The following is a 19,035-nucleotide window of genomic DNA, read 5'->3' as shown; positions in this document are numbered from 1 at the left end:
GGAACAGCATCAAGACCGTCGCGTCGCTTCAGTCGTCTTCGCCCGCATCGCGCAGTTCGCGCCAGCGGCGCTTGCGTACGCGCCAGCTGCGGATGCCCAGGTTCAAGGCGAACCAGACGGCGATGACGCCGAGCGGCCAGCCGATCCAGGCGGGCCACAGGAAGGCCACCACCGCCAACGCCAGCAGCACGCCCGCGCCGATCATCAGCGGGCTGCTGCTGGTGTCGCCCAGCACGCGGCGGTTGGTCAGCGCCGCGCCGACACTGTTGGCGATGCGCAAGGCGCCCGCTGCCGCGCGACCGGAACTGCCGCCGCCGTGGCGTACCCGTGGCCGTCGCGCCTCGCTGCTGCACACCCGTTCGCTCTCGCCGTTGCCGCCACGGCGCCGGCGCGAGGCCAGCACGATCTCGGTGGCGTTGCCCAGGTCCTTTTCGTATTGCGCGGCCAGCTGGCCGGCGAAGCCGTCATCCTCCACCGCCACGTCGATCTCGTGGTTGCCCAGCCAGCTGGCGATGTTGAGGTTGGACGAGCCGACCCGGGCCCATTGGCCATCGGCCACCGCGGTCTTGGCGTGCAGCATCGAACCGTTCCACTCGAACACCCGGATGCCGGCCTTCAGCAGCGGCCGGTAACCCGAGCGCGACATGCCCGCCACCACCGGGATGTCGCTGCTGCCGGGCACCAGCAGGCGCACGTCCACGCCATCGCGGGCAGCGGCGATCAGCGCCTGCACGTAGGGGGCGACGCCCACGAAATAGGCATCGGTCAGCCACAGGGTCTTGCGCGCCATCGAGGCGATCAGCTGGTCCAGCCGGTACATGCCGGCGGTAGACGGCTGGGTGGCGATCACCCGCAGCGACACCTCGCCGACCGGACTTTCCGCCACCGGCGCCGCCGGCAGCGGGCGCAGCGCGGCGCCGGTCTCGCCCCAGCTTTGCGCGAAGGCGGCTTCGAGTTCGGCCACGGCCGGGCCCTGCAGCGCCATGCCGGTGTCGCGCCACGGCGGCACGTTGCGCCGCTCGTCGCCCAGCCACTTCGCGCTGATGCACACGCCGGACAGGAAACCCTGGACGCCATCCACCACCAGCAGCTTGCGATGGTCGCGACTGATCCAGCCCAGTGGCTGGCCCAGCCGGGGTGGATTGAACACGCGCACTTCGCCACCGGCCGCGTGCAGCGGTGCCCAGAACGAACGGCGCGACTGGCCCAGGCATCCGACCCAGTCGGTGACCACGGCGACGAACACGCCGGAGCGGGCGCGCTCGACCAGGGCGTCACGGAACGCGCGACCGACCTCGTCGTCGCGCACGATGTAGTTTTCCAGCAGCACCCGATGCTGCGCGCCGCGGATCGCTGCCAGCCAGGCGTCGTAATGGGCGGCTGCATCGATCAGCAACTGCACCGCATTGCCGCTGAGCAGGGGCGCGCCGGCCGCGCGGCTCAAGGCCTGCTCGGCCAGCAGGCGGCTCGGGGTGGAGGGGATCAGGGGTGTGGGCATGGGCCGAGTGTAGGCGATGGCCTGTCGACGCGGCGCCTTCATCGGCCTTCTGGCATCATCGCGCGCATGCCGATCGAGCAACGCTACGCCGACACCGATGCCTGCGCACGCTACCTGATGGACGTGCTGGGGCCGGACCTGCGCATCGCCGCGCCGCTGGGCCTGGGCAAGCCGCACGAACTGCTCAATGCGATCTACCGGGCGATCAGCGCCAACGCCACGCGCTCGATGCGTTTGTATACCGCGCTGTCGCTGACCCGGCCGCAGGCGTCGCCGGGACTGGAGCAGCGCTTCCTGCAACCGTTCCTGGAACGCCACTTCGGCGCCGACGCGGTCGATCCGCAGTACGCGCTGGACCAGGCGCGCGACGCGCTGCCGGCCAACGTCGAGGTGCACGAGTTCTACCTGCAGTCGGGCGCGATGCTGCATTCGGGCAGCGCGCAACGCAGCTACATCAGCCAGAACTACACCCACGTCGCGCGCGACCTGGTGGTGCAGGACATCAACCTGCTGGTGCAACTGGTGGCTCGTCGCGAGGGACCCGACGGGGTGCACTACAGCCTGTCGTGCAATCCGGACCTGACCCTGGATTTCCTGCGGCTGACCCAGCTGGCCGGCAAGCCGCGGCCAATGTGCGTGGCGGTGGTGCATCCGGATCTGCCGTATCTCGGCGGGGACGCCGAGGTGGCCGAAACCTACTTCGACGTGGAGCTGCGGCCGCCGCATTCGCCGCCGCTGTTCGCGCTGCCCCGCGCGCCGGTGGGCCTGGCCGAGTACGCGCTGGGTCTGCATGCCAGCGCGCTGGTGAAGGATGGCGGCTGCCTGCAGATCGGCATCGGTGCACTGTCCGATGCGCTGGTGAAGGCCTTGCTGCTGCGCCAGCAGAACAACATCCAGTGGCGTCGCGCTTTGGTGGCGCTGGACCCGGCCGGCGTCACCCATGCGCTGGCCGGCTGGCAGGGCGGGCTGGCTCCGTTCGAGGCCGGCCTGTACGGCGCCAGCGAGATGGTGATGGACGGCTTCATGCACCTGCAGCGGGGCGGCATCCTCAAGCGGCGCAGCTGGGACAACCTGGCGCTGGAACGCGCCGCGGCGGCGGGCCGGCTCAATCCGGACACGCCGGGCGGGCACTACCTGCGCGGCGCGTTCTTCCTGGGCTCGCGCGAGTTGTACGCCTGGCTCGACGCCACCGAGGCGGCCGACCCGGACGCGATCGACATGTGCGCGGTGTCCAACGTCAACCAGCTCTACGGCACGCACCAGTCGCTGGCCATGCTGCAGCGGCGCGGCGCCCGCTTCTTCAACACCTGCATGATGGCCACCGCGCTGGGCGCGGTGGTGTCGGACACGCTGGAGGACGGCGGCGTGGTCAGCGGGGTCGGCGGCCAGTACAACTTCGTGGCGATGGCGCACGAACTGCCTGATGCGCGCTCGGTGCTGTTGCTGCGCGCCACCCGCAGCAGCAAGGGCGGCATCGAGAGCAACATCCGCTGGAGCTACGGCCAGACCACCATCCCGCGCCACCTGCGCGACATCATCATCACCGAGTACGGCATTGCCGACCTGCGTGGCAAGAGCGACAGCGAGTGCATCGAGGCGATGCTGGCGATCACCGACGCGCGTTTCCTCGACGCGCTGTGCGCCGAGGCCAAGGCGCATGGCAAGCTGGCCGCGGACTTCGTGATACCCGACAGCTGGCGCCTGCATCGCCCGCTCCACCTGCGCAAGACGCTGGCGCCGTTCCGGCAGCACGGCGTGCTGCCCGAATTTCCGTTCGGCAGCGATTTCAGCGAAGTCGAGCAACGCCTGTTGCCGGCGCTGGAGTGGCTGAAACACGCCGGCGCCAGCTGGCGCGGCAAGCTCGGCCTGCTGCTGGTCGCGTGTCGACCGGGCGAAGCGGCGCCGGGTGAGGCCGAGGCCCTGGCGCGGATGGGCCTGGTCGATCCGCTTACGCTGGCCGATCGCCTGCAGCGTCGCCTGTTGCAGGTGGCCCTGCGTCGGCAGGTGCCGACCGATCGGCCGACGCCTCCGCCGGTGGATCAACCGGCAAACCAGCGGGCGTCGGGTCCGTAGCCGGCTCGTCCAGCAGCGGCAGGACCGCCGGGCTGTCCAGGTCGTCGAACTGCTGGTGGTTGACCGCCCAGAAGAACAGCCGCACGGCCACGACCACGATCACCAGGGTCACCGGAATCAGCACCAGCAGGATGTTCATGCGGGCAACTCGCGTGCGCCGGTGGCCGGGCCGGCGCGGTCATCGGCCGTGGCCTCCGGCCGTCCCACGCGCAGCGCGTTCAGCACCACCACCAGCGAGCTGAGCGACATGCCGATGCCGGCCAGCCACGGCGGCACCACGCCGAACGCGGCGAACGGCACCGCGCAGAGATTGTAGGCCAGCGCCCAGCGGCGGCTCTGCGCGGTGACCTGCTGCAGCTGACGGGCGATCGCGCGTGCGTCGATGAGTCCGTTCAGACGTCCATCCATCAGCAGCAGGTCGGCATGGGCCTGGGCCAGTTCGGTGCCGGAGGCCAGCGCCGCGGAGACGTCGGCACCGGCCAGCAGGGGCGCGTCGTTGCTGCCGTCGCCCACCGCCAGCGTGGTGTGGCCCTCGGCATGGGCTGCCTGCAGGCGTTCGAGCTTGTCGGCCGGCGACTGCCGGGCGTGCCAGTCGGCGATGCTCAGGCGGGCGGCCATCGTGGCCACGCGGCTGCTCGCGTCGCCGCTGGCCATGCTGGTGGTGATGCCGTCCCCGCGCAGCCGTTCGAGCACGTGTTGCGCATCGGTGCGCGGTTGTTCGTCGAGATGGAAGGCCGCGATGACGCCGTCCGCGTCGGTCAGCAGCAAGGCATCCGCGACACCGGCGGGAGCCGGCTGGCCGCTGGGCGCCAGCGCGTAGTCGGCGCGTCCCAGCCACAGTGCGTGACCGGCCACCTCGCCCGAAATGCCGGCGCCGGCCGCCACCTGCACCGATTGCGCCTGCAGCGGCATGGCCTGCTGGCGCGCGGCATCGGCCAGGGCGCGGGCCAGCGGGTGCGAGCTTTCATGCGCCAGCGCGGCGGCCAGCTGCAGCACCCGCTCGACGCTGTCGCCGCGCAGGGGTTCGACCGCGCGGCGCTGCAGTTGCGGCACGGTCAGCGTGCCGGTCTTGTCGAACAGGGCGTAGTCGACCTCGGCCAGCCGGCCCAGCGCATCGCCGCTGGTCACCAGCACGCCGCGCCCGGCCAGCACGCCGAGTGCCCGGGTCAGCGTGGCCGGGCGGGTCAACGCGAAGGCGCAGGGGCAGGCGACTACCAGCACCGCCACCGCCGCCTCGAACGCACGCGCCGGATCGACCAGTAACCAGCCGATGGCGGTGAGTGCGGTCAGGCCCAGCACTCGCGCCACGAAGCGGCCGACCACGTGATCGCTGGCCGCGATCGTCGAGCGCGCCTGGCGCGCACGGGTGGCCAGTTCGCCCAGTCGCGCCACTGTGGTGGTGTTGCCACTGTGCTCCACGAGCAATTCGGCGGGGCCGGACAACAGCACGCTGCCGGCAATCAGGGGTTCGCCGCGCACGCGTCGCACCGGCCGCGATTCGCCCGACAGCAGCGCTTCGTCCAGCTCGACGTGGGCGCTCTGCAACACGCCGTCGGCGGGCACGCGGGTGCCTTCGGCGATATGCACGCGGTCGCCGGGCAGCAGGGTCATCGCAGGCACGGTTTCCAGCTCGCCGTCGGCACGGCGGCGCTGCGCCAGCAAGGGTGCGCCGTCGATCACCGCGTCACCCATCGCGCCGCTGCGATGGCGCGAGCGCAGTTCCAGGTAGCGTCCGCCCAGCAGCAGGAACACGAACATGGTCACCGAATCGAAATAGATTTCGCCGCTGCCGCGCAGCGTGTTGAACATGCTGGCCAGGAACACCAGGGCCACCGCCAGCGCCACCGGCAGGTTGATGCCGAGCCGGCGTTCGCGCAGTTCCTGCACCGCGCCGCGGAAGAACGGCAGCGCCGAATAGAACACCACCGGCACGCTGGTCAGCAGGCCGAGCCAGCGGAACAGGTTGCGCGTGCTGAAGTCGACGAAATCGACCACGCCGATGTAGATGACGAAGGCGTACGTCATCACCTGCATCGAGCACATGCCGGCCACCAGCAGGCGCTTCAGTGCATCGTGCTGTTCCTGCGAGCGGACGTCGTCGATGCTTTCGTGCTGCAGCGGCTGCGCCGGGCAGCCGGCCGCGGCGAAATTCGCCATCAGGGTGGGCAGCGGCGTGCGGCCGGCATCCAGCACCACGCGCACCCGGCGCGCCGGGCGATCGATGGCGACACGTTTTACGCCGGGCAGCGAGCGGATCAGCTGTTCCAGCCGCAACACCTGCCGCGCATCGGCCAAGGATTCGACCGACAGGGCGACCTCGCTGCTGCCGTCGCGACGGGGGCGCAGCACCTGCGCGGCAAGTTGCGGATGGGCCCACGCCGCGTAGTCGTTCATCGCGGCGGGTCGGTGGTTGGCGGGGGCGGCGCGGCGCTATGCGCGCTGACCGGTACGCCGAACACGGTGTGCGAGGTGTCCAGCGGCGTGTCGGCGTAGCGGGTGCCCACCACGATCAGCCACACGCAACCGGCGATCGATGCCACGAAGACGAACGCTCCCAGCCACACGATCGGCTGTCGATACCATGCTGATCCGCGGGCCGATCCGTGCCGGGCGGCGGAGTCATTGCCGTTGTTCATCGACCGGGTGCGACAGCTGGTAGACGTAGGCGGCGACCACGCGGATCTGGTCGTCGGACAGGCGCGGGCTCCATGCCGGCATGTGGCCCTGGCGTCCTTCGCCGATGGTCTTCTCGATGTCGGCCACGCTGCCGCCATGCAGCCAGACCTGGTCGGTGAGGTTGGGTGCACCCAGCGCCGGATTGCCCTTGCCATCGGCGCCGTGGCAGGCCGCGCAAGTGGCGAACATCGGCTGGCCGGCGGCGGCCTTCGCCGCGTCGTGCGGTGCGCCGGACAGGCTCAGCACGTACTGCGCCAGGTTCTTGACGTTGTCCGCGCCCAGGCTGGCCCACGGCGGCATCACGCCGCTGCGGCCGTCGTGGATCGAAGTGGTGATGTCGCTGCCGCCGCCACCGTACAGCCAGTCGCTGTCGGCGAGGTTCGGCGCGCCCAGCGCCACGTTGCCCTTCGCGCTGCGCTGGTGGCAGGCGGCGCAGTTGTCCTCGAACAGCACCTTGCCCATCTGCAGGGCGGCCGGATCGCTCGCCAGTTGCTCGACCGGGTACAGCTTGAAGCGCTCCATCAGCGGCGCCAGCTCGGCTTCGTTGGCGGCCACATTGCGGGCCAGTTCGCCATGCGAAGTCCAGCCGAGCACGCCCTTGAAGCTGCCGAAGCCGGGGAACAGCGCCAGGTAGACGAAGCCGGCCACAAACATCGCCCCGGAGAACACCACCCACCACAGCGGCAGCTTGCGCACGCCTTCGCGCAGCACGCCGTGGGCCCAGACGTGACCGCTGGTGCCGTCGGGCAGGGTGGGGATCTTCGCGCGCGGGCCCCACAGGAACAGGAAGAACGTGATGCCCATGTTCAGCACTACCAGGAACATCACCCACAACGACCATCCCGTGCTCATGGGCGATTCTCCTCGGTGCCGGTTTCGGCTTCGTCTTCCATCGGCAGCCTGGCCATGCGGTTGAACGTGGGCTTGTGGTATCTGCGCCAGGCCCAGAACCAGATGCCGATGAAGGTGAACATCATCAGCAGGATGATGGCGCCGGCGAGGTGGCCCCAGGCCGGATTCATCGGGGTCATGGCGCACCTCCCGTGCTGGCCGGAGCTACTGCCGGGTCAGGCTCGTTCCTGACGCCCAGGCCTTGCAGGTAGGCGACCAGGGCGTCCATCTCGGTCTTGCCTTCCACCGCGGCGGGCGCGCTGGCGATGTCCGCATCGCTGTACGGGTCGCCCAGCTTGCGCAGGACGCGCATGCGCGCCTGCACGTCGGCGGCGTCGAGTTTCTTCCCGGCCAGCCACGGGTAGGCGGGCATGTTCGACTGCGGCACGACCTGGCGCGGGTCCATCAGATGCATGCGCTGCCAGTCGTCGGAATACTTGCCACCCACGCGCGCCAGGTCCGGGCCGGTGCGCTTGGAGCCCCACTGGAACGGGCGGTCGTAGACCGATTCGGCCGCGGTGGAGAAATGTCCGTAGCGCTGGGTCTCGAAACGCAGCGCGCGGATCATCTGCGAGTGGCACAGGTAGCAGCCCTCGCGCACGTAGACGTCCTTACCGGCCAGTCGAAGCGGGTCGTACGGATGGACGCCGGGCGGCGCTTCCAGCGTGTGCGCTTCGATGAACAGCGGGGTGATCTCGGCCAGGCCGCCCAGCGAGACCATGATGGCGATGCCGACCGCCAGCAGGCCGGCGTGTTTTTCGATTGCTTCGAAATGCTTGTAAGCCATGTCGATATCTTCCTCAGCCGGCCGCGGGCAGTGGCGCGGGTACCTGATGCGGCACCGGTTCGGGGATGGGCACGGGAATCGGCTTGATCAGCCGCGCGCGGGCGTCGGACGCCGTATGCCAGAGGTTCCACGCCATCACCCACATGCCCGACAGGATGAACACGCCACCCAGCCAGCGGATGACGTACATCGGCTTGATCGCGATCAGGCTGTCCAGGAAACCGTAGGTCAGCGCACCGTCGGGGTTGGTGGCGCGCCACATCAGGCCTTCGGTGACGCCGGCGGTCCACATCGAGCCCACGTACAGCAAGGTGCCCATGATGTGCAGCCAGAAGTGCACTTCCATGCCCTTGTGCGAATACATCTCCGGCCGCCCCAGTGCGCGGGGCGCCATCGCGTAGAGCGAGCCGATGGTGATCATCGCGACCCAGCCCAGCGAGCCGGAGTGCACGTGGGCGATGGTCCAGTCGGTATAGTGCGACAGCGAGTTCACCGTCTTGATCGCCATCATCGAGCCTTCGAAGGTCGAGGCGGCGTAGAACACCAGCGATATCACCATGAACTTCGCGGCGGGGTCGGTCTTCAGCCGCCACCACGAGCCGTTGAAGGTGAGCAGGCCGTTGGCGGCCGAGCCCAGGCTGGGCATCAGCAGCACCAGCGAGAATGCCATGCCCACCGACTGCACCCAGTCGGGCAGGGCGGTGTACATCAGGTGGTGCGCGCCGGCCCACATGTAGACCGAGATCAGCGCCCAGAAATTGACGATCGAGAAACGGTAGCTCCACAGCGGCTGCTGCGCCTGCCGCGGCACGAAGTAGTACATCATCCCCAGGAAGCCGGCGGTGAGGAAGAACGCCACCGCGTTGTGGCCGTACCACCACTGCACCATCGCGTCGACCACGCCGGAATAGATCGGATACGACTTGGTCCACGACACCGGCAGGGCCAGGTTGTTGACGATGTGCAACAGGCCCACGGCGATGATGAACGCGCCGTAGTACCAGTTCGCCACGTAGATGTGCTTGATGCGCCGGCGCATCAGCGAGCCGAAGAACACCACGCCGAAACCCACCCAGACCACCGCGATCAGGATGTCGATGAACCATTCCGGCTCGGCGTATTCCTTGCTCTGGGTCAGCCCCAGCGGCATCGTGATCATCGCCAGCACGCAGACCAGTTGCCAGCCCCAGAAGGTGAACCCGGCCAGCTTGGTGAACGCCAGGCGGGCATGGCCGGTGCGCTGCACCACGTAGTAGCAGGTACCCATCAGCGCCGAGCCGCCGAAGGCGAAGATCACGCCGAAGGTGTGGTCGGGCCGGATGCGGCTGAAGGTCAGCCACGGGATCTCGAAGTTCAGCGCCGGCCACATCAGTTCGGCGGCGGCGTAGACGCCGACGGACATGCCGATGATGCCCCATACGGCGGCGGCCAGCAGGAACTGGCGCACGACCCTGTCGTTGTAATACTCGGTGTTCGGCATGGGGTTTCCCGGCTGGATAACTGCGCAATTTTAGGAGAAGCATGAGGCGCCGTATTGACTCCGATCAAGCCGCTGCGTCAATTCGTCCATGGGACGAGCCTGCAGAAAGCCCCGGGGCCAGCGCGCGCCCGTTCAGCCTGCGCCGATTTGCCACGGAAGGGCAGCCCCGATCGGGTATTCTTGCCGGCATCGCCGCGAACCATCGCGACCTGTTATCCGGTTGAATCCATGAGTGAGATAGCTGTACAGAAAGCGCGCCCGGCCGAGCCGGCGCAACGCCGGCCCAGCGTGGCCGTGCATGTGGGCAAGGTGAAGGTGGGCGGCGGTGCGCCGATCGTGGTGCAGTCGATGACCAACACCGACACCGAAGATCCGGCCAGCACCGCGAAACAGATCGCCGAGCTGGCCCGCGCCGGCTCCGAGATGGTGCGCATCACGGTCAACACGCCGGCCGCGGCGGCCGCGGTGCCGCGCATCGCCGAGCGGCTGGCGATGATGGGCGTGGACGTGCCGATCGTGGGCGACTTCCACTACAACGGCCACCTGCTGCTCGAGCGCGAGCCGGCCTGCGCCGAGGCGCTGGCGAAGTACCGGATCAATCCGGGCAACGTGGGCTTCGGCAAGAAGCACGAAAGCCAGTTCGCCTCGATCATCGAAAAGGCGCTGCGCTATGACAAGCCGGTGCGCATCGGCGCCAACTGGGGCTCGCTGGACCAGGGCATGGTCGCCGCGCTGATGGACGAGAATGCGCAGCGTGCCGACCCGTGGGACGCCTCGCACGTGGCGCGCGAGGCGCTGATCCGCTCGGCGCTGGACTCGGCGGCGCTGGCCGAGAAGCTTGGCCTGCCGCGCGACCGCATCATCCTGTCGTGCAAGGTCTCCGGCGTGCAGGAGCTGATCGCGGTGTATCGCGATCTGGCGATCCGCTGCGATTACGCGCTGCATCTTGGCCTGACCGAGGCCGGCATGGGTTCCAAGGGCATCACTGCCTCGGCCGCGGCGCTGGCCGTGCTGCTGCAGGAAGGCATCGGCGACACCATCCGCATCTCGCTCACGCCCGAACCCGGCGCCTCGCGCACCGGTGAGGTGATCGTGGCGCAGGAGCTGCTGCAGACCATGGGCCTGCGCTCGTTCACCCCCCTGGTCACCGCCTGCCCGGGTTGCGGGCGAACCACCAGCGAGTTCTTCCAGGAACTGGCCAAGACCGTGCAGGAACACGTGCGCGAGCAGATGCCGCTGTGGCGGGTGCAGTACGACGGCGTGGAAAACCTCACCTTGGCGGTGATGGGCTGCATCGTCAACGGCCCGGGCGAATCCAAGCACGCCAACATCGGCATCTCGCTGCCGGGCAATGGCGAGGCGCCGGCGGCGCCGGTGTTCATCGACGGCGAGAAGGCGATGACCCTGCGTGGCGACAATATCGCCAACGAATTCGTGGGCATCCTCGACGACTACGTGGCGCGCAAGTACACCGCCCGGACCGGTTGATCGCGGCTGGAACGGTTGTCCGGTCAATCGTCCGTGCGGCTTGCCGTGCAGGGCTGGAGCAGTTCGGGCGTCAGATCCGCCCAGCTGCCGATCCGTCCGGGCAACCGGCCCAGTCGCGCCACTTGTTGCAGGTAGGTCGTGCGGGGAATCTCGACGGCGCCCAGGCCCAGCGTGTGCGGGTTGCTGACCTGGGTGTCGAGCAGGGGAAAGCCCATCGCGTGCAGCAGTCGAGCGAGGGCGACCAGCGCCAGCTTCGAGCCGCCGCTTTCGACGCTGAACATCGACTCGCCGCAGAACAGCCGACCGATCGCCACGCCGTAGATGCCGCCGACCAGGCGCTCGCCGTCCCACACTTCAATGCTGTGCGCATGGCCCAGCCGATGCAGTTGCACATAGGCGTCGATCATCGCCGGCACCAGCCAGGTGCCCGAGTCGTCGCGGCGCGGCTGTGCGCAGGCGCGGATCACCTGTTCGAACGCGTGGTCGACGGTGAGGTGCCAGCGCCGGCCGCGGAGTTGCCGACGCAGGCTGCGGTTGAGGTGGACGCTGGCGGTGTCGAAGGTGCAGCGCGGGTCGGGCGACCACCACAGGATCGGTTCGCTCTCGCTGAACCACGGAAAGATGCCCTGGCTGTACGCGGCCAGCAGGCGCTCCGGACCCAGGTCGCCGCCGAAGGCCAGCAGGCCGTTGGGTTCGGTCAGCGCCTCGCCGGGGTCGGGAAAGCGCTCCCATTGATGGGCGTCCAGCAGGGGCAGGCGGATCATCGGGGTGCCGCCTCGCGCCGGGCATAGGGACTGTGCGCGGCGAGTTCCGCCGCGTAATCATCGACCGCCGCGGCCTCGTCGGCGAGCGCGTTCGCCACGGCGGCGCGAAAGTCCCGGTTGACCAGGTAATGGCGGGAATGCGTTCGCGCGGGCAGGAATCCCCGCGCCAGTTTGTGTTCGCCTTGCGCGCCCGGTTCGAAACGCTGCAGCCCCTGCGCGATGGCGTAGTCGATGCCGCGGTAGTAGCACAGTTCAAAATGCAGCCCCGGCACGTCCACGCTGGCGCCCCAGTAGCGGCCGTACAGCACGTTGCCGCCCTGGACGAACAGCGCCATCGCCACGATGTGGCCGTCATCGCGTGCCAGCGCCAGCTGGATCGCCGGACCCAGTTCGCCCAGCCGAGCGAAGAATGCGGAGGTCAGCGCGGCGTGGTTGCCCTTCATGTCGAATGTCGCTTCGTACAGCTCATGCACGCGCGACCATTCCCCATCGCTCAGGCTGTCGCCAGGGCGCCATTCCACCGCCAGGCCGCTGGCGGCGACCTGGCGGCGTTCGTGCACGATGTTCTTGCGTTTCTTGTGGTTCAGCGCGGCCAGGAAGTCGGCGAAATCGCGATAGCCCCGGTTGTGCCAGTGGAACTGCACGTCCGAACGCGCCAGCCAGTCATCGCCGAATGCGGCCAGTTCGTCCGCTTGCAGGAAGTTAGCGTGCACCGACGACAAGCCAAGCCGGTCGCATTCGGCGCGCATGGCATCCACCAGCGCGCGTTGCAGATCCAGGCGCCCCGTGCCGTTGCCGGCGAGCAAGCGCGGACCGGGCACCGGCGAGTAGGGCACGCCGTTGAGAAGTTTCGGGTAGTAATCGCCACCGGCGCGCTCCCACGCGCTGGCCCAGCTCCAGTCGAACACGAACTCGCCGTGCGAGTTGCCCTTCAGGTACAGCGGCGCGGCCGCGACCAGCCGTTCGCCTTCGTGCAGGCTGAGGTGATGCGCCTGCCAGCCCCAGTCGGGGCGAATGCAGCCGCCGCTTTCCAGCGCCTGCAGGAAAGCGTGCGACACGAACGGGTTCGGTTCCGGAAGCAGTGCGTCCCACGCCGCGGCAGGCAGCTCGGCGATCGCGGCGTGGAAGCGGATGTCATGCATGAGGTGGCAGGAATACCGTGTTGCGAGAGATTCGGGAAGGTGAGCGTCGTTTCCACCCTTTCGACGTCATTCCCGCTTTCGCGGGAATGACGGCTGTTCGGATTCTGCCTCTGCTACCAAAGAGTGCCCTGAACGCGATTCCCGATTCCCGATTCCCGGCCTAGACCACCGGCGTCTGCTGGTCGAGCCAGCGCTCGGCGTCCAGCGCGGCCATGCAGCCGAAACCGGCCGAGGTCACGGCCTGGCGGTAGACGTGGTCGGCCACGTCGCCGGCGGCGAACACGCCCGGCACCGAGGTCATCGTGGCCATGCCGCCCTGGCCGCTGTGGATCCTGATGTAGCCGTCGTGCATGTCGAGCTGGCCTTCGAAGATGCCGGTGTTCGGCGTGTGGCCGATCGCCACGAAGAAGCCGGTGGCCTCGATGTCGCGGGTGACGCCGGAGTTGACGTCCTTCACGCGCACGCCGGTGACGCCGCTGTCGTCGCCCAGCACCTCGTCGATGGTGTGGTTCCAGACCAGCTCGATCTTGCCGGCGGCGGCCTTCTCGAACAGCTTGTCCTGCATGATCTTCTCGGCGCGCAGCTTGTCGCGGCGATGCACCAGGTAAACCTTGCGGCCGATGTTGGCCAGGTACAGCGCTTCCTCGACCGCGGTGTTGCCGCCGCCGATCACCACCACGTCCTGGTCGCGGAAGAAGAAGCCGTCGCAGGTGGCGCAGGCGGACACGCCCTTGCCCTTGAACTTCTCTTCGCTGGCGATGCCCAGGTACTTGGCGGTGGCGCCGGTGGTGACGATCAGCGCGTCACAGGTGTATTCGCCCGAGTCGCCCTTGAGCCGGAAGGGTTTCTGCTTCAGGTCGACCGTGTGGATGTGGTCGAAGATCATCTCGGTGTGGAAGCGCTCGGCGTGCTCGGCCATGCGCTGCATCAGCGCCGGGCCCTGCAGGCCCTCGACGTCACCCGGCCAGTTGTCCACGTCGGTGGTGGTCATCAGCTGGCCACCCTGCTGCAGGCCGGTGATCATGGTCGGCTTCAGGTTGGCGCGCGCCGCATACACCGCTGCGGTGTAGCCGGCGGGGCCGGAGCCGAGGATCAGCAGGCGGCTGTGCTTGGGGGTGCTCATGGTTATAATCCTTGGGTTTGCTGGTGACTTGAGTGGCTATTCGCTCCAGCCCACGCGGCGGTTTCATCGCCACGCGCGGGCTGACGACGACAAAGCGCACGAACCCCGGAAGGATGGGGAATACGCAGCACCGATTCAAGGTGCCGGCAGATCAACGACACCACCGCGGCGGTTGCGCGATGGATTTACAACGTGCTCCCACAGGATTCTTTCTCCATGCGTATCGGTATCCCCTCCGAAACCAAGACCCTTGAAGGTCGTGTTGCCCTCGTTCCCGCCGCCGCCGCCGACCTGGTGCGTCGTGGCCATGAAGTGTTCATCCAGTCCGGCGCCGGACTGAAGAGCGGCTTTGCCGACGAGGCCTATGTCAAGGAAGGCATCAAGATCGTGCCGGACGCCGCGGCCCTGTATGAAGCGGGCGAGCTGATCGTCAAGGTGAAGGAGCCGATCGCCGGCGACCTGGCCCTGCTGAAGAAGCATCACCTGCTGTTCTGCTACCTGCACCTGGCTGCCGAACCGGCGCTGACCAAGAGCCTGCTCGACATCGGCCTGACCGGCGTGGCGTTCGAATCGGTGGAAGAGAACGGCGGCCTGCCGCTGCTGCTGCCGATGTCGGTGATCGCCGGCCGTATCGCCACGCAGATCGGCACCACCCTGCTGCATCGTCCGCAGGGCGGCAAGGGCAAGCTGCTGGGCGGCATGGCCTCGACCTCGCGCGGCAAGGTGGTGGTGCTGGGCGGCGGTGCCGCAGGCAAGGCCGCGGCCTCGCTGGCGGCGGCTGCCGGTGCGCGCGTGGTGGTGTTCGACAAGCGCCAGGATCGCCTGGCCGAAATGATGGAACTGGCCCCCAACGTCACCGCGCTGTACGCCTACGAGTCGTCGGTGGCCGAGGAAGTGCGCGATGCCGACATCGTGGTCGGCGCCGTGCTGGTGCCCAGCGCCAAGGCGCCGCGGGTGGTCACCGAGGAAATGGTCAAGACGATGGAGCCGGGCAGCGTGCTGGTGGACATCGCGATCGACCAGGGCGGCTGCTTCGAGACCTCCAGGCCGACCACCTGGAAGGAGCCGACCTACGACGTGCATGGCGTCACCCACTTCTGCGTGACCAACATGCCCGGCGCCGTGCCGCAGACCTCGTCGCTGGCGATCTCCGCCGCGATCCTGCCCTATGTGCAGCGCCTGGCCGCCGGCAACGAGTGGCGCGAGTTCGAGCCGCTGAAGGTCGGCATCAACGTCGATGGCGGCAAGCTGGTGCATCCGGCGCTGCAAGGTATGCTCTGACCCTTGGCAGTCAGGAAGGGGGCACCCAAGGTGGCGCGAAGCGCAAACGTGAAGCAAAAACCGAGGGAAGGCCTCAGCGAGGAGCTGAAGCGCCGGCTGCGTGAAGCCGGCGCCCTGCTGCTGCTGCCGCTGGCGGTATACCTGCTGGTATGCCTGTTCAGCTACAACCCGCATGACCCCAGCTGGACCAATGCGGGCCAGCTGGAGCATGCGCACAATTTCGGCGGCACCGTCGGCGCGTACATCGCCGACCTGCTGCGCTGGATCTTCGGCCTGGTGGCCTACTGCTTCCCGCTGCTGTTGCTGTTGCTGGGCGTGCAGGTACTGCGCCAGCGCGCCGACGAACGGGTGGTGCATCCGTGGGAACCGGCGCTGCGGCTGATCGGCTTCGTGTTCTTTTTCATCACCGGGCCGGCGCTGCTCTATCTGAATTTCCATGACGAACCGGTGCTGCCCCAGGGCGTGGGCGGCATCATCGGCGTGTGGGTCGGCGATGCGCTGCTCAGCGCGTTCGGCGACAAGGGCGCGCCGCTGCTGTTGCTGGCGTTGTTCCTGATCGCCGTGACCCTGGCCACCGGACTGTCCTGGTTCCGCGTGATGGACTGGACCGGGCAGGGCGTGCTGAGGCTGGCCGGCTGGCTGCGCGGCAAGTTGCGCGAGGCGCCGCAGGCGATGGCCGCGCGGCAGGCGCGCACCGAACGCGAAGTGGTGAAGAAGGCCGACGCGGTGCGCCAGGCCAAGCGCGAGCCGGTGCGCATCGAGGCGCCTCCCGCGCCGGTGACGCGCAGCGAACGAGCCCGGCTGGAAACGCAGATCCCGCTGTTCGTCGGCGCCGCCACGCCGGGCGAGTTGCCGCCGCTGTCGCTGCTGGACGAAGCGCCGCCGCAGGGGCCGGGCTATTCCGAGGAAACCCTCGAAGTGCTCTCGCGCCAGGTCGAGTTCAAGCTGAAAGACTTCAGGATCGACGTAAAGGTGGTCGGCGCCTATCCCGGCCCGGTGATCACCCGTTTCGAGATGGAGCCGGCGCCCGGCATCCGCGGCTCGCAGGTGTCGAGCCTGGACAAGGACATCGCCCGCGGGCTGTCGGTGGTCAGCGTGCGCGTGGTCGACGTGATCCCCGGCAAGAACGTGATCGGCCTGGAGATCCCCAACACGCACAAGCAGATCGTCTACCTGTCGGAGATCCTGCGTTCGGACAAGTACGACCAGCTGAAGTCGCCGCTGGCGCTGGCGCTGGGCAAGGACATCGGCGGGAAACCGATCGTGGTCGACCTGGGCAAGATGCCGCATCTGCTGGTGGCCGGCACCACCGGTTCCGGCAAGTCGGTGGCGGTCAACGCGATGGTGCTGAGCCTGCTGTACAAGGCCAGCCCCAAGGACGTGCGGATGATCATGATCGACCCGAAGATGCTGGAGCTCTCGGTGTACGAGGGCATCCCGCACCTGCTGGCGCCGGTGGTCACCGACATGAAGGAAGCGGCCAACGCATTGCGCTGGTGCGTGGCCGAGATGGAACGCCGCTACAAGCTGATGGCCGCGGTGGGCGTGCGCAACCTGGCCGGTTTCAACAAGAAGGTGAAGGACGCCGAGAACGCCGGCCAGCCGCTGCTGGACCCCTTGTTCCGGCCCAACCCGGAGATGCCGAACCTGGCGGCCGAGCCGCTGGAGCCGCTGCCGTACATCGTGATCATCATCGACGAGTTCGCCGACATGATGATGATCGTCGGCAAGAAGGTGGAGGAGCTGATCGCCCGCCTGGCGCAGAAGGCGCGCGCCGCCGGCGTGCACCTGATCCTGGCCACCCAGCGTCCGTCGGTGGACGTGATCACCGGCCTGATCAAGGCCAACATCCCGACTCGCATCGCGTTCCAGGTGTCCAGCAAGATCGACTCGCGCACGATTCTTGATCAGTCCGGCGCCGAAGCGCTGCTTGGCCACGGCGACATGCTCTACCTGCCGCCGGGCACCGCCACGCCCGAGCGCGTGCACGGCGCCTTCGTCGACGACCACGAGGTGCATGGCGTGGTCAACTGGTTGCGCTCGCAGGGTGCGCCGAACTACATCGAGGGCGTGCTGGAAGAAGTGCAGGCCACCAGCGACGGCAAGTTCATCAACGACTCCGGCCTGCCGCAGGAAGGCGAGGAAGGCGGCGATGCCGACACCCAGCTGTACGACAAGGCGGTGGCCGTGGTCACCCAGACGCGGCGCGCCTCGATCTCCGGCGTGCAGCGGCATCTGCGCATCGGCTACAACCGGGCCGCGCGACTGGTCGAGCAGATGGAGCAGGACGGCGTGGTCAGTGCGCCCCAACACAATGGCAACCGCGAAGTGCTGGCGCCGCCACCGCCGAAGAACTGAAGTCGGCGCACCCTGTGCGCTCCTACGGTTCGGTTAAGCCAGCACTGCCCACAATTCCTTCCATCGTCATTCTCGGGGAATCCGATGAAACGCTTCATGCTCGTCCTGTCCGCTGCCGCGCTGTTGCTGAGTGCCGCGGCGCAGGCCGCCACCGGCCCGGCGCGGGCGCGGCTGGATGCCTTTGCCACCGGCCTGCATTCGCTGACCGGCAATTTCAGCCAGACCCTGACCGACATCAACGGCAGCACCAGCAAGAACAGCTCCGGCACGCTGGCCCTGCAGGCGCCGCGGCAGTTCCGCTGGGACACCGTCAAGCCGTACCAGCAGACCATCGTCGCCGACGGCAGCCGGGTGTGGCTGTACGACCCGGAGCTGGAGCAGGTGACGGTGCGCATCCAGAGCAGCGAGGAATCGCACAGCCCGCTCACCGTGCTGACCGACCTCAAGCAGATGGACCGGGACTTCAAGGTCGTCGAGCAGGGTGAGCATGACGGCCTGGTCTGGCTGCGGCTCAGCTCCACCGCGAAGGACCCGCAGTTCGACTACGCCGACCTCGGCTTCGACGCCAATGGCCTGGCCCGCATGACGTTCCGCGACCAGCTCGGTTCCACCACCGACATCCGCTTTTCCAACTGGCAGCGCAACGCACCGATCCCGCCGGCCACCTTCAACTTCGTGCCACCGCAGGGCGCCGACGTGATCGGCGACCTGCCGGTGATCACCACCCAGCCGCTGAAAGACTGATCCGTCGATGCCCGTCCTGCGCCAGTTGCCGGGTTGGGCCTGGGTGGGCGGCGGCGTGCTGGCCTTCATTGCCGGCATCGTCAATGCGGCCGGCTACCTCGGCTTCCGCCATCAGGCGATCACCAACCTGACCGGATCGACGACCCTGCTGGGCGCGTCGCTGGGCACCGCCGATGGGCCCGAAATCGTGCATTGGGGATTGTCGGTCGCGGCCTTCGTTTTCGGTGCGGTGCTCAGCGGAATCATCGTGCAGCAGCACACGCTCAAGCTCGGCCGGCGCTACGGACTGGCGCTGGTGCTGGAGTCGCTGCTGCTGTTTGCCGCCGTGCCCCTGATGACCCGCGGCAATCCGGCGGGGATCTACCTGGCATCGATCGCCATCGGCCTGCAGAACGGCATGGCCAGCACGTATAGCGGCATGGTGTTCCGCACCACCCACGTGTCGGGCATGTTCACCGACCTGGGCATCTACATCGGGCAACGCCTGCGCGGCCTGCAGGTCGATACCTTGCGCATCCGCGTCTGCGTGCTGGTGGTCACCGCCTTCACCCTCGGCGGCGCGGCCGGTGCGCTGTTGTTCAAGCTGATGCAGGAGCGCACCTTGCTGGTGCCGGCGGCGCTGACCGGCCTGTGCGGCCTGGGCTACAGCATCTACCGCCAGTACCGGATCAGCATGGAACGGCGCGCCGGCGTCGGCTGATCGAGGCCCGTTTTCAACTGGGCGGACGCT

General features: G+C 68.2%; 16 protein-coding genes and 1 pseudogene. 6 read left to right on the top strand and 11 right to left on the bottom strand.

Features of this window, described 5'->3' with window-relative positions; all coding sequences use genetic code 11:
• Positions 1-28 precede the first annotated feature (28 nt).
• Positions 29-1,498: a phospholipase D-like domain-containing protein gene (locus ASD55_RS08570; RefSeq protein ID WP_056765408.1), complete on the bottom strand. Its 1,470-nt coding sequence runs from the start codon at positions 1,496-1,498 to the stop codon at positions 29-31.
• Positions 1,499-1,564: 66 nt separating this feature from the next.
• Between ASD55_RS08570 and ASD55_RS08565 the strand changes: the two genes are divergently transcribed.
• A complete protein-coding gene (locus tag ASD55_RS08565; protein ID WP_056765238.1) occupies positions 1,565-3,571 on the top strand; it encodes an acetyl-CoA hydrolase/transferase C-terminal domain-containing protein in 2,007 nt (668 codons plus the stop codon).
• Between the two features lie 16 nt (positions 3,572-3,587).
• Here ASD55_RS08565 and ccoS read toward each other — a convergent pair.
• The 7 genes and pseudogenes from ccoS to ccoN form a co-directional block, all read right to left on the bottom strand.
• Positions 3,588-3,710, bottom strand: a pseudogene (gene ccoS, locus ASD55_RS18935) (cbb3-type cytochrome oxidase assembly protein CcoS); the annotation flags it as partial.
• A complete protein-coding gene (locus tag ASD55_RS08560) occupies positions 3,707-5,965 on the bottom strand; it encodes a heavy metal translocating P-type ATPase (protein ID WP_056765235.1) in 2,259 nt (752 codons plus the stop codon). The gene ASD55_RS08560 and the pseudogene ccoS, both read right to left, overlap by 4 nt.
• The gene (locus ASD55_RS08555) at positions 5,962-6,207 is read right to left on the bottom strand and encodes a hypothetical protein (RefSeq protein WP_056765232.1); all 246 of its coding nucleotides are present in this window, start codon (positions 6,205-6,207) and stop codon (positions 5,962-5,964) included. The genes ASD55_RS08560 and ASD55_RS08555 overlap by 4 nt, the downstream gene beginning before the upstream one ends.
• Positions 6,191-7,099 carry a cytochrome-c oxidase, cbb3-type subunit III gene (gene ccoP / locus ASD55_RS08550; RefSeq protein ID WP_056765230.1) on the bottom strand — a complete coding sequence of 303 codons (909 nt, stop codon included), beginning with the start codon at positions 7,097-7,099 and terminating at the stop codon, positions 6,191-6,193. The genes ASD55_RS08555 and ccoP overlap by 17 nt, the downstream gene beginning before the upstream one ends.
• Complete coding sequence (locus ASD55_RS08545) at positions 7,096-7,278, bottom strand: cbb3-type cytochrome c oxidase subunit 3 (RefSeq protein WP_056765228.1); 183 nt, start codon at positions 7,276-7,278, stop codon at positions 7,096-7,098. The genes ccoP and ASD55_RS08545 overlap by 4 nt, the downstream gene beginning before the upstream one ends.
• Positions 7,275-7,925, bottom strand: a complete 651-nt coding sequence (gene ccoO / locus ASD55_RS08540) for a cytochrome-c oxidase, cbb3-type subunit II (RefSeq protein ID WP_056765225.1) — start codon at positions 7,923-7,925, stop codon at positions 7,275-7,277. The genes ASD55_RS08545 and ccoO overlap by 4 nt, the downstream gene beginning before the upstream one ends.
• A 13-nt stretch (positions 7,926-7,938) precedes the next feature.
• On the bottom strand, positions 7,939-9,405 hold the full coding sequence (gene ccoN / locus ASD55_RS08535) for a cytochrome-c oxidase, cbb3-type subunit I (protein ID WP_056765223.1): 1,467 nt from the start codon (positions 9,403-9,405) through the stop codon (positions 7,939-7,941).
• A gap of 228 nt (positions 9,406-9,633) precedes the next feature.
• On the opposite strand from ccoN, the gene ispG reads away from it, so the two are divergent.
• Complete coding sequence (ispG, locus tag ASD55_RS08530; RefSeq protein ID WP_056765220.1) at positions 9,634-10,893, top strand: flavodoxin-dependent (E)-4-hydroxy-3-methylbut-2-enyl-diphosphate synthase; 1,260 nt, start codon at positions 9,634-9,636, stop codon at positions 10,891-10,893.
• A gap of 23 nt (positions 10,894-10,916) precedes the next feature.
• On the opposite strand, the gene aat is transcribed toward ispG, so the two are convergent.
• The 3 genes from aat to trxB all read right to left on the bottom strand — a co-directional run bounded on the left by aat (position 10,917) and on the right by trxB (position 13,922).
• Positions 10,917-11,657: a leucyl/phenylalanyl-tRNA--protein transferase gene (aat, locus tag ASD55_RS08525; RefSeq protein ID WP_056765217.1), complete on the bottom strand. Its 741-nt coding sequence runs from the start codon at positions 11,655-11,657 to the stop codon at positions 10,917-10,919.
• On the bottom strand, positions 11,654-12,799 hold the full coding sequence (locus ASD55_RS08520; RefSeq protein WP_056765215.1) for a GNAT family N-acetyltransferase: 1,146 nt from the start codon (positions 12,797-12,799) through the stop codon (positions 11,654-11,656). The genes aat and ASD55_RS08520 overlap by 4 nt, the downstream gene beginning before the upstream one ends.
• A 160-nt stretch (positions 12,800-12,959) precedes the next feature.
• Positions 12,960-13,922, bottom strand: a complete 963-nt coding sequence (gene trxB / locus ASD55_RS08515; RefSeq protein WP_056719038.1) for a thioredoxin-disulfide reductase — start codon at positions 13,920-13,922, stop codon at positions 12,960-12,962.
• 216 nt (positions 13,923-14,138) lie between these two features.
• On the opposite strand from trxB, the gene ald reads away from it, so the two are divergent.
• From ald to ASD55_RS08495, 4 genes are all read left to right on the top strand, one after another.
• The gene (ald, locus tag ASD55_RS08510; RefSeq protein WP_056719040.1) at positions 14,139-15,203 is read left to right on the top strand and encodes an alanine dehydrogenase; all 1,065 of its coding nucleotides are present in this window, start codon (positions 14,139-14,141) and stop codon (positions 15,201-15,203) included.
• A 30-nt stretch (positions 15,204-15,233) separates the two neighbouring features.
• Positions 15,234-17,561, top strand: coding sequence for a DNA translocase FtsK (locus ASD55_RS08505; protein ID WP_056719042.1), 2,328 nt, complete (start codon positions 15,234-15,236; stop codon positions 17,559-17,561).
• A gap of 84 nt (positions 17,562-17,645) precedes the next feature.
• Positions 17,646-18,305, top strand: coding sequence for an outer membrane lipoprotein chaperone LolA (gene lolA, locus ASD55_RS08500; RefSeq protein ID WP_056765212.1), 660 nt, complete (start codon positions 17,646-17,648; stop codon positions 18,303-18,305).
• 7 nt (positions 18,306-18,312) lie between these two features.
• Positions 18,313-19,005, top strand: coding sequence for a YoaK family protein (locus tag ASD55_RS08495; protein ID WP_056719047.1), 693 nt, complete (start codon positions 18,313-18,315; stop codon positions 19,003-19,005).
• The last annotated feature ends 30 nt before the right edge of the window (positions 19,006-19,035 follow it).

This window comes from Rhodanobacter sp. Root561 (genome assembly GCF_001427365.1).
Lineage (GTDB): Bacteria > Pseudomonadota > Gammaproteobacteria > Xanthomonadales > Rhodanobacteraceae > Rhodanobacter.
Note: the sequence above shows the minus strand (reverse complement) of the source record. Positions and strands in the feature narration are given on the sequence as shown.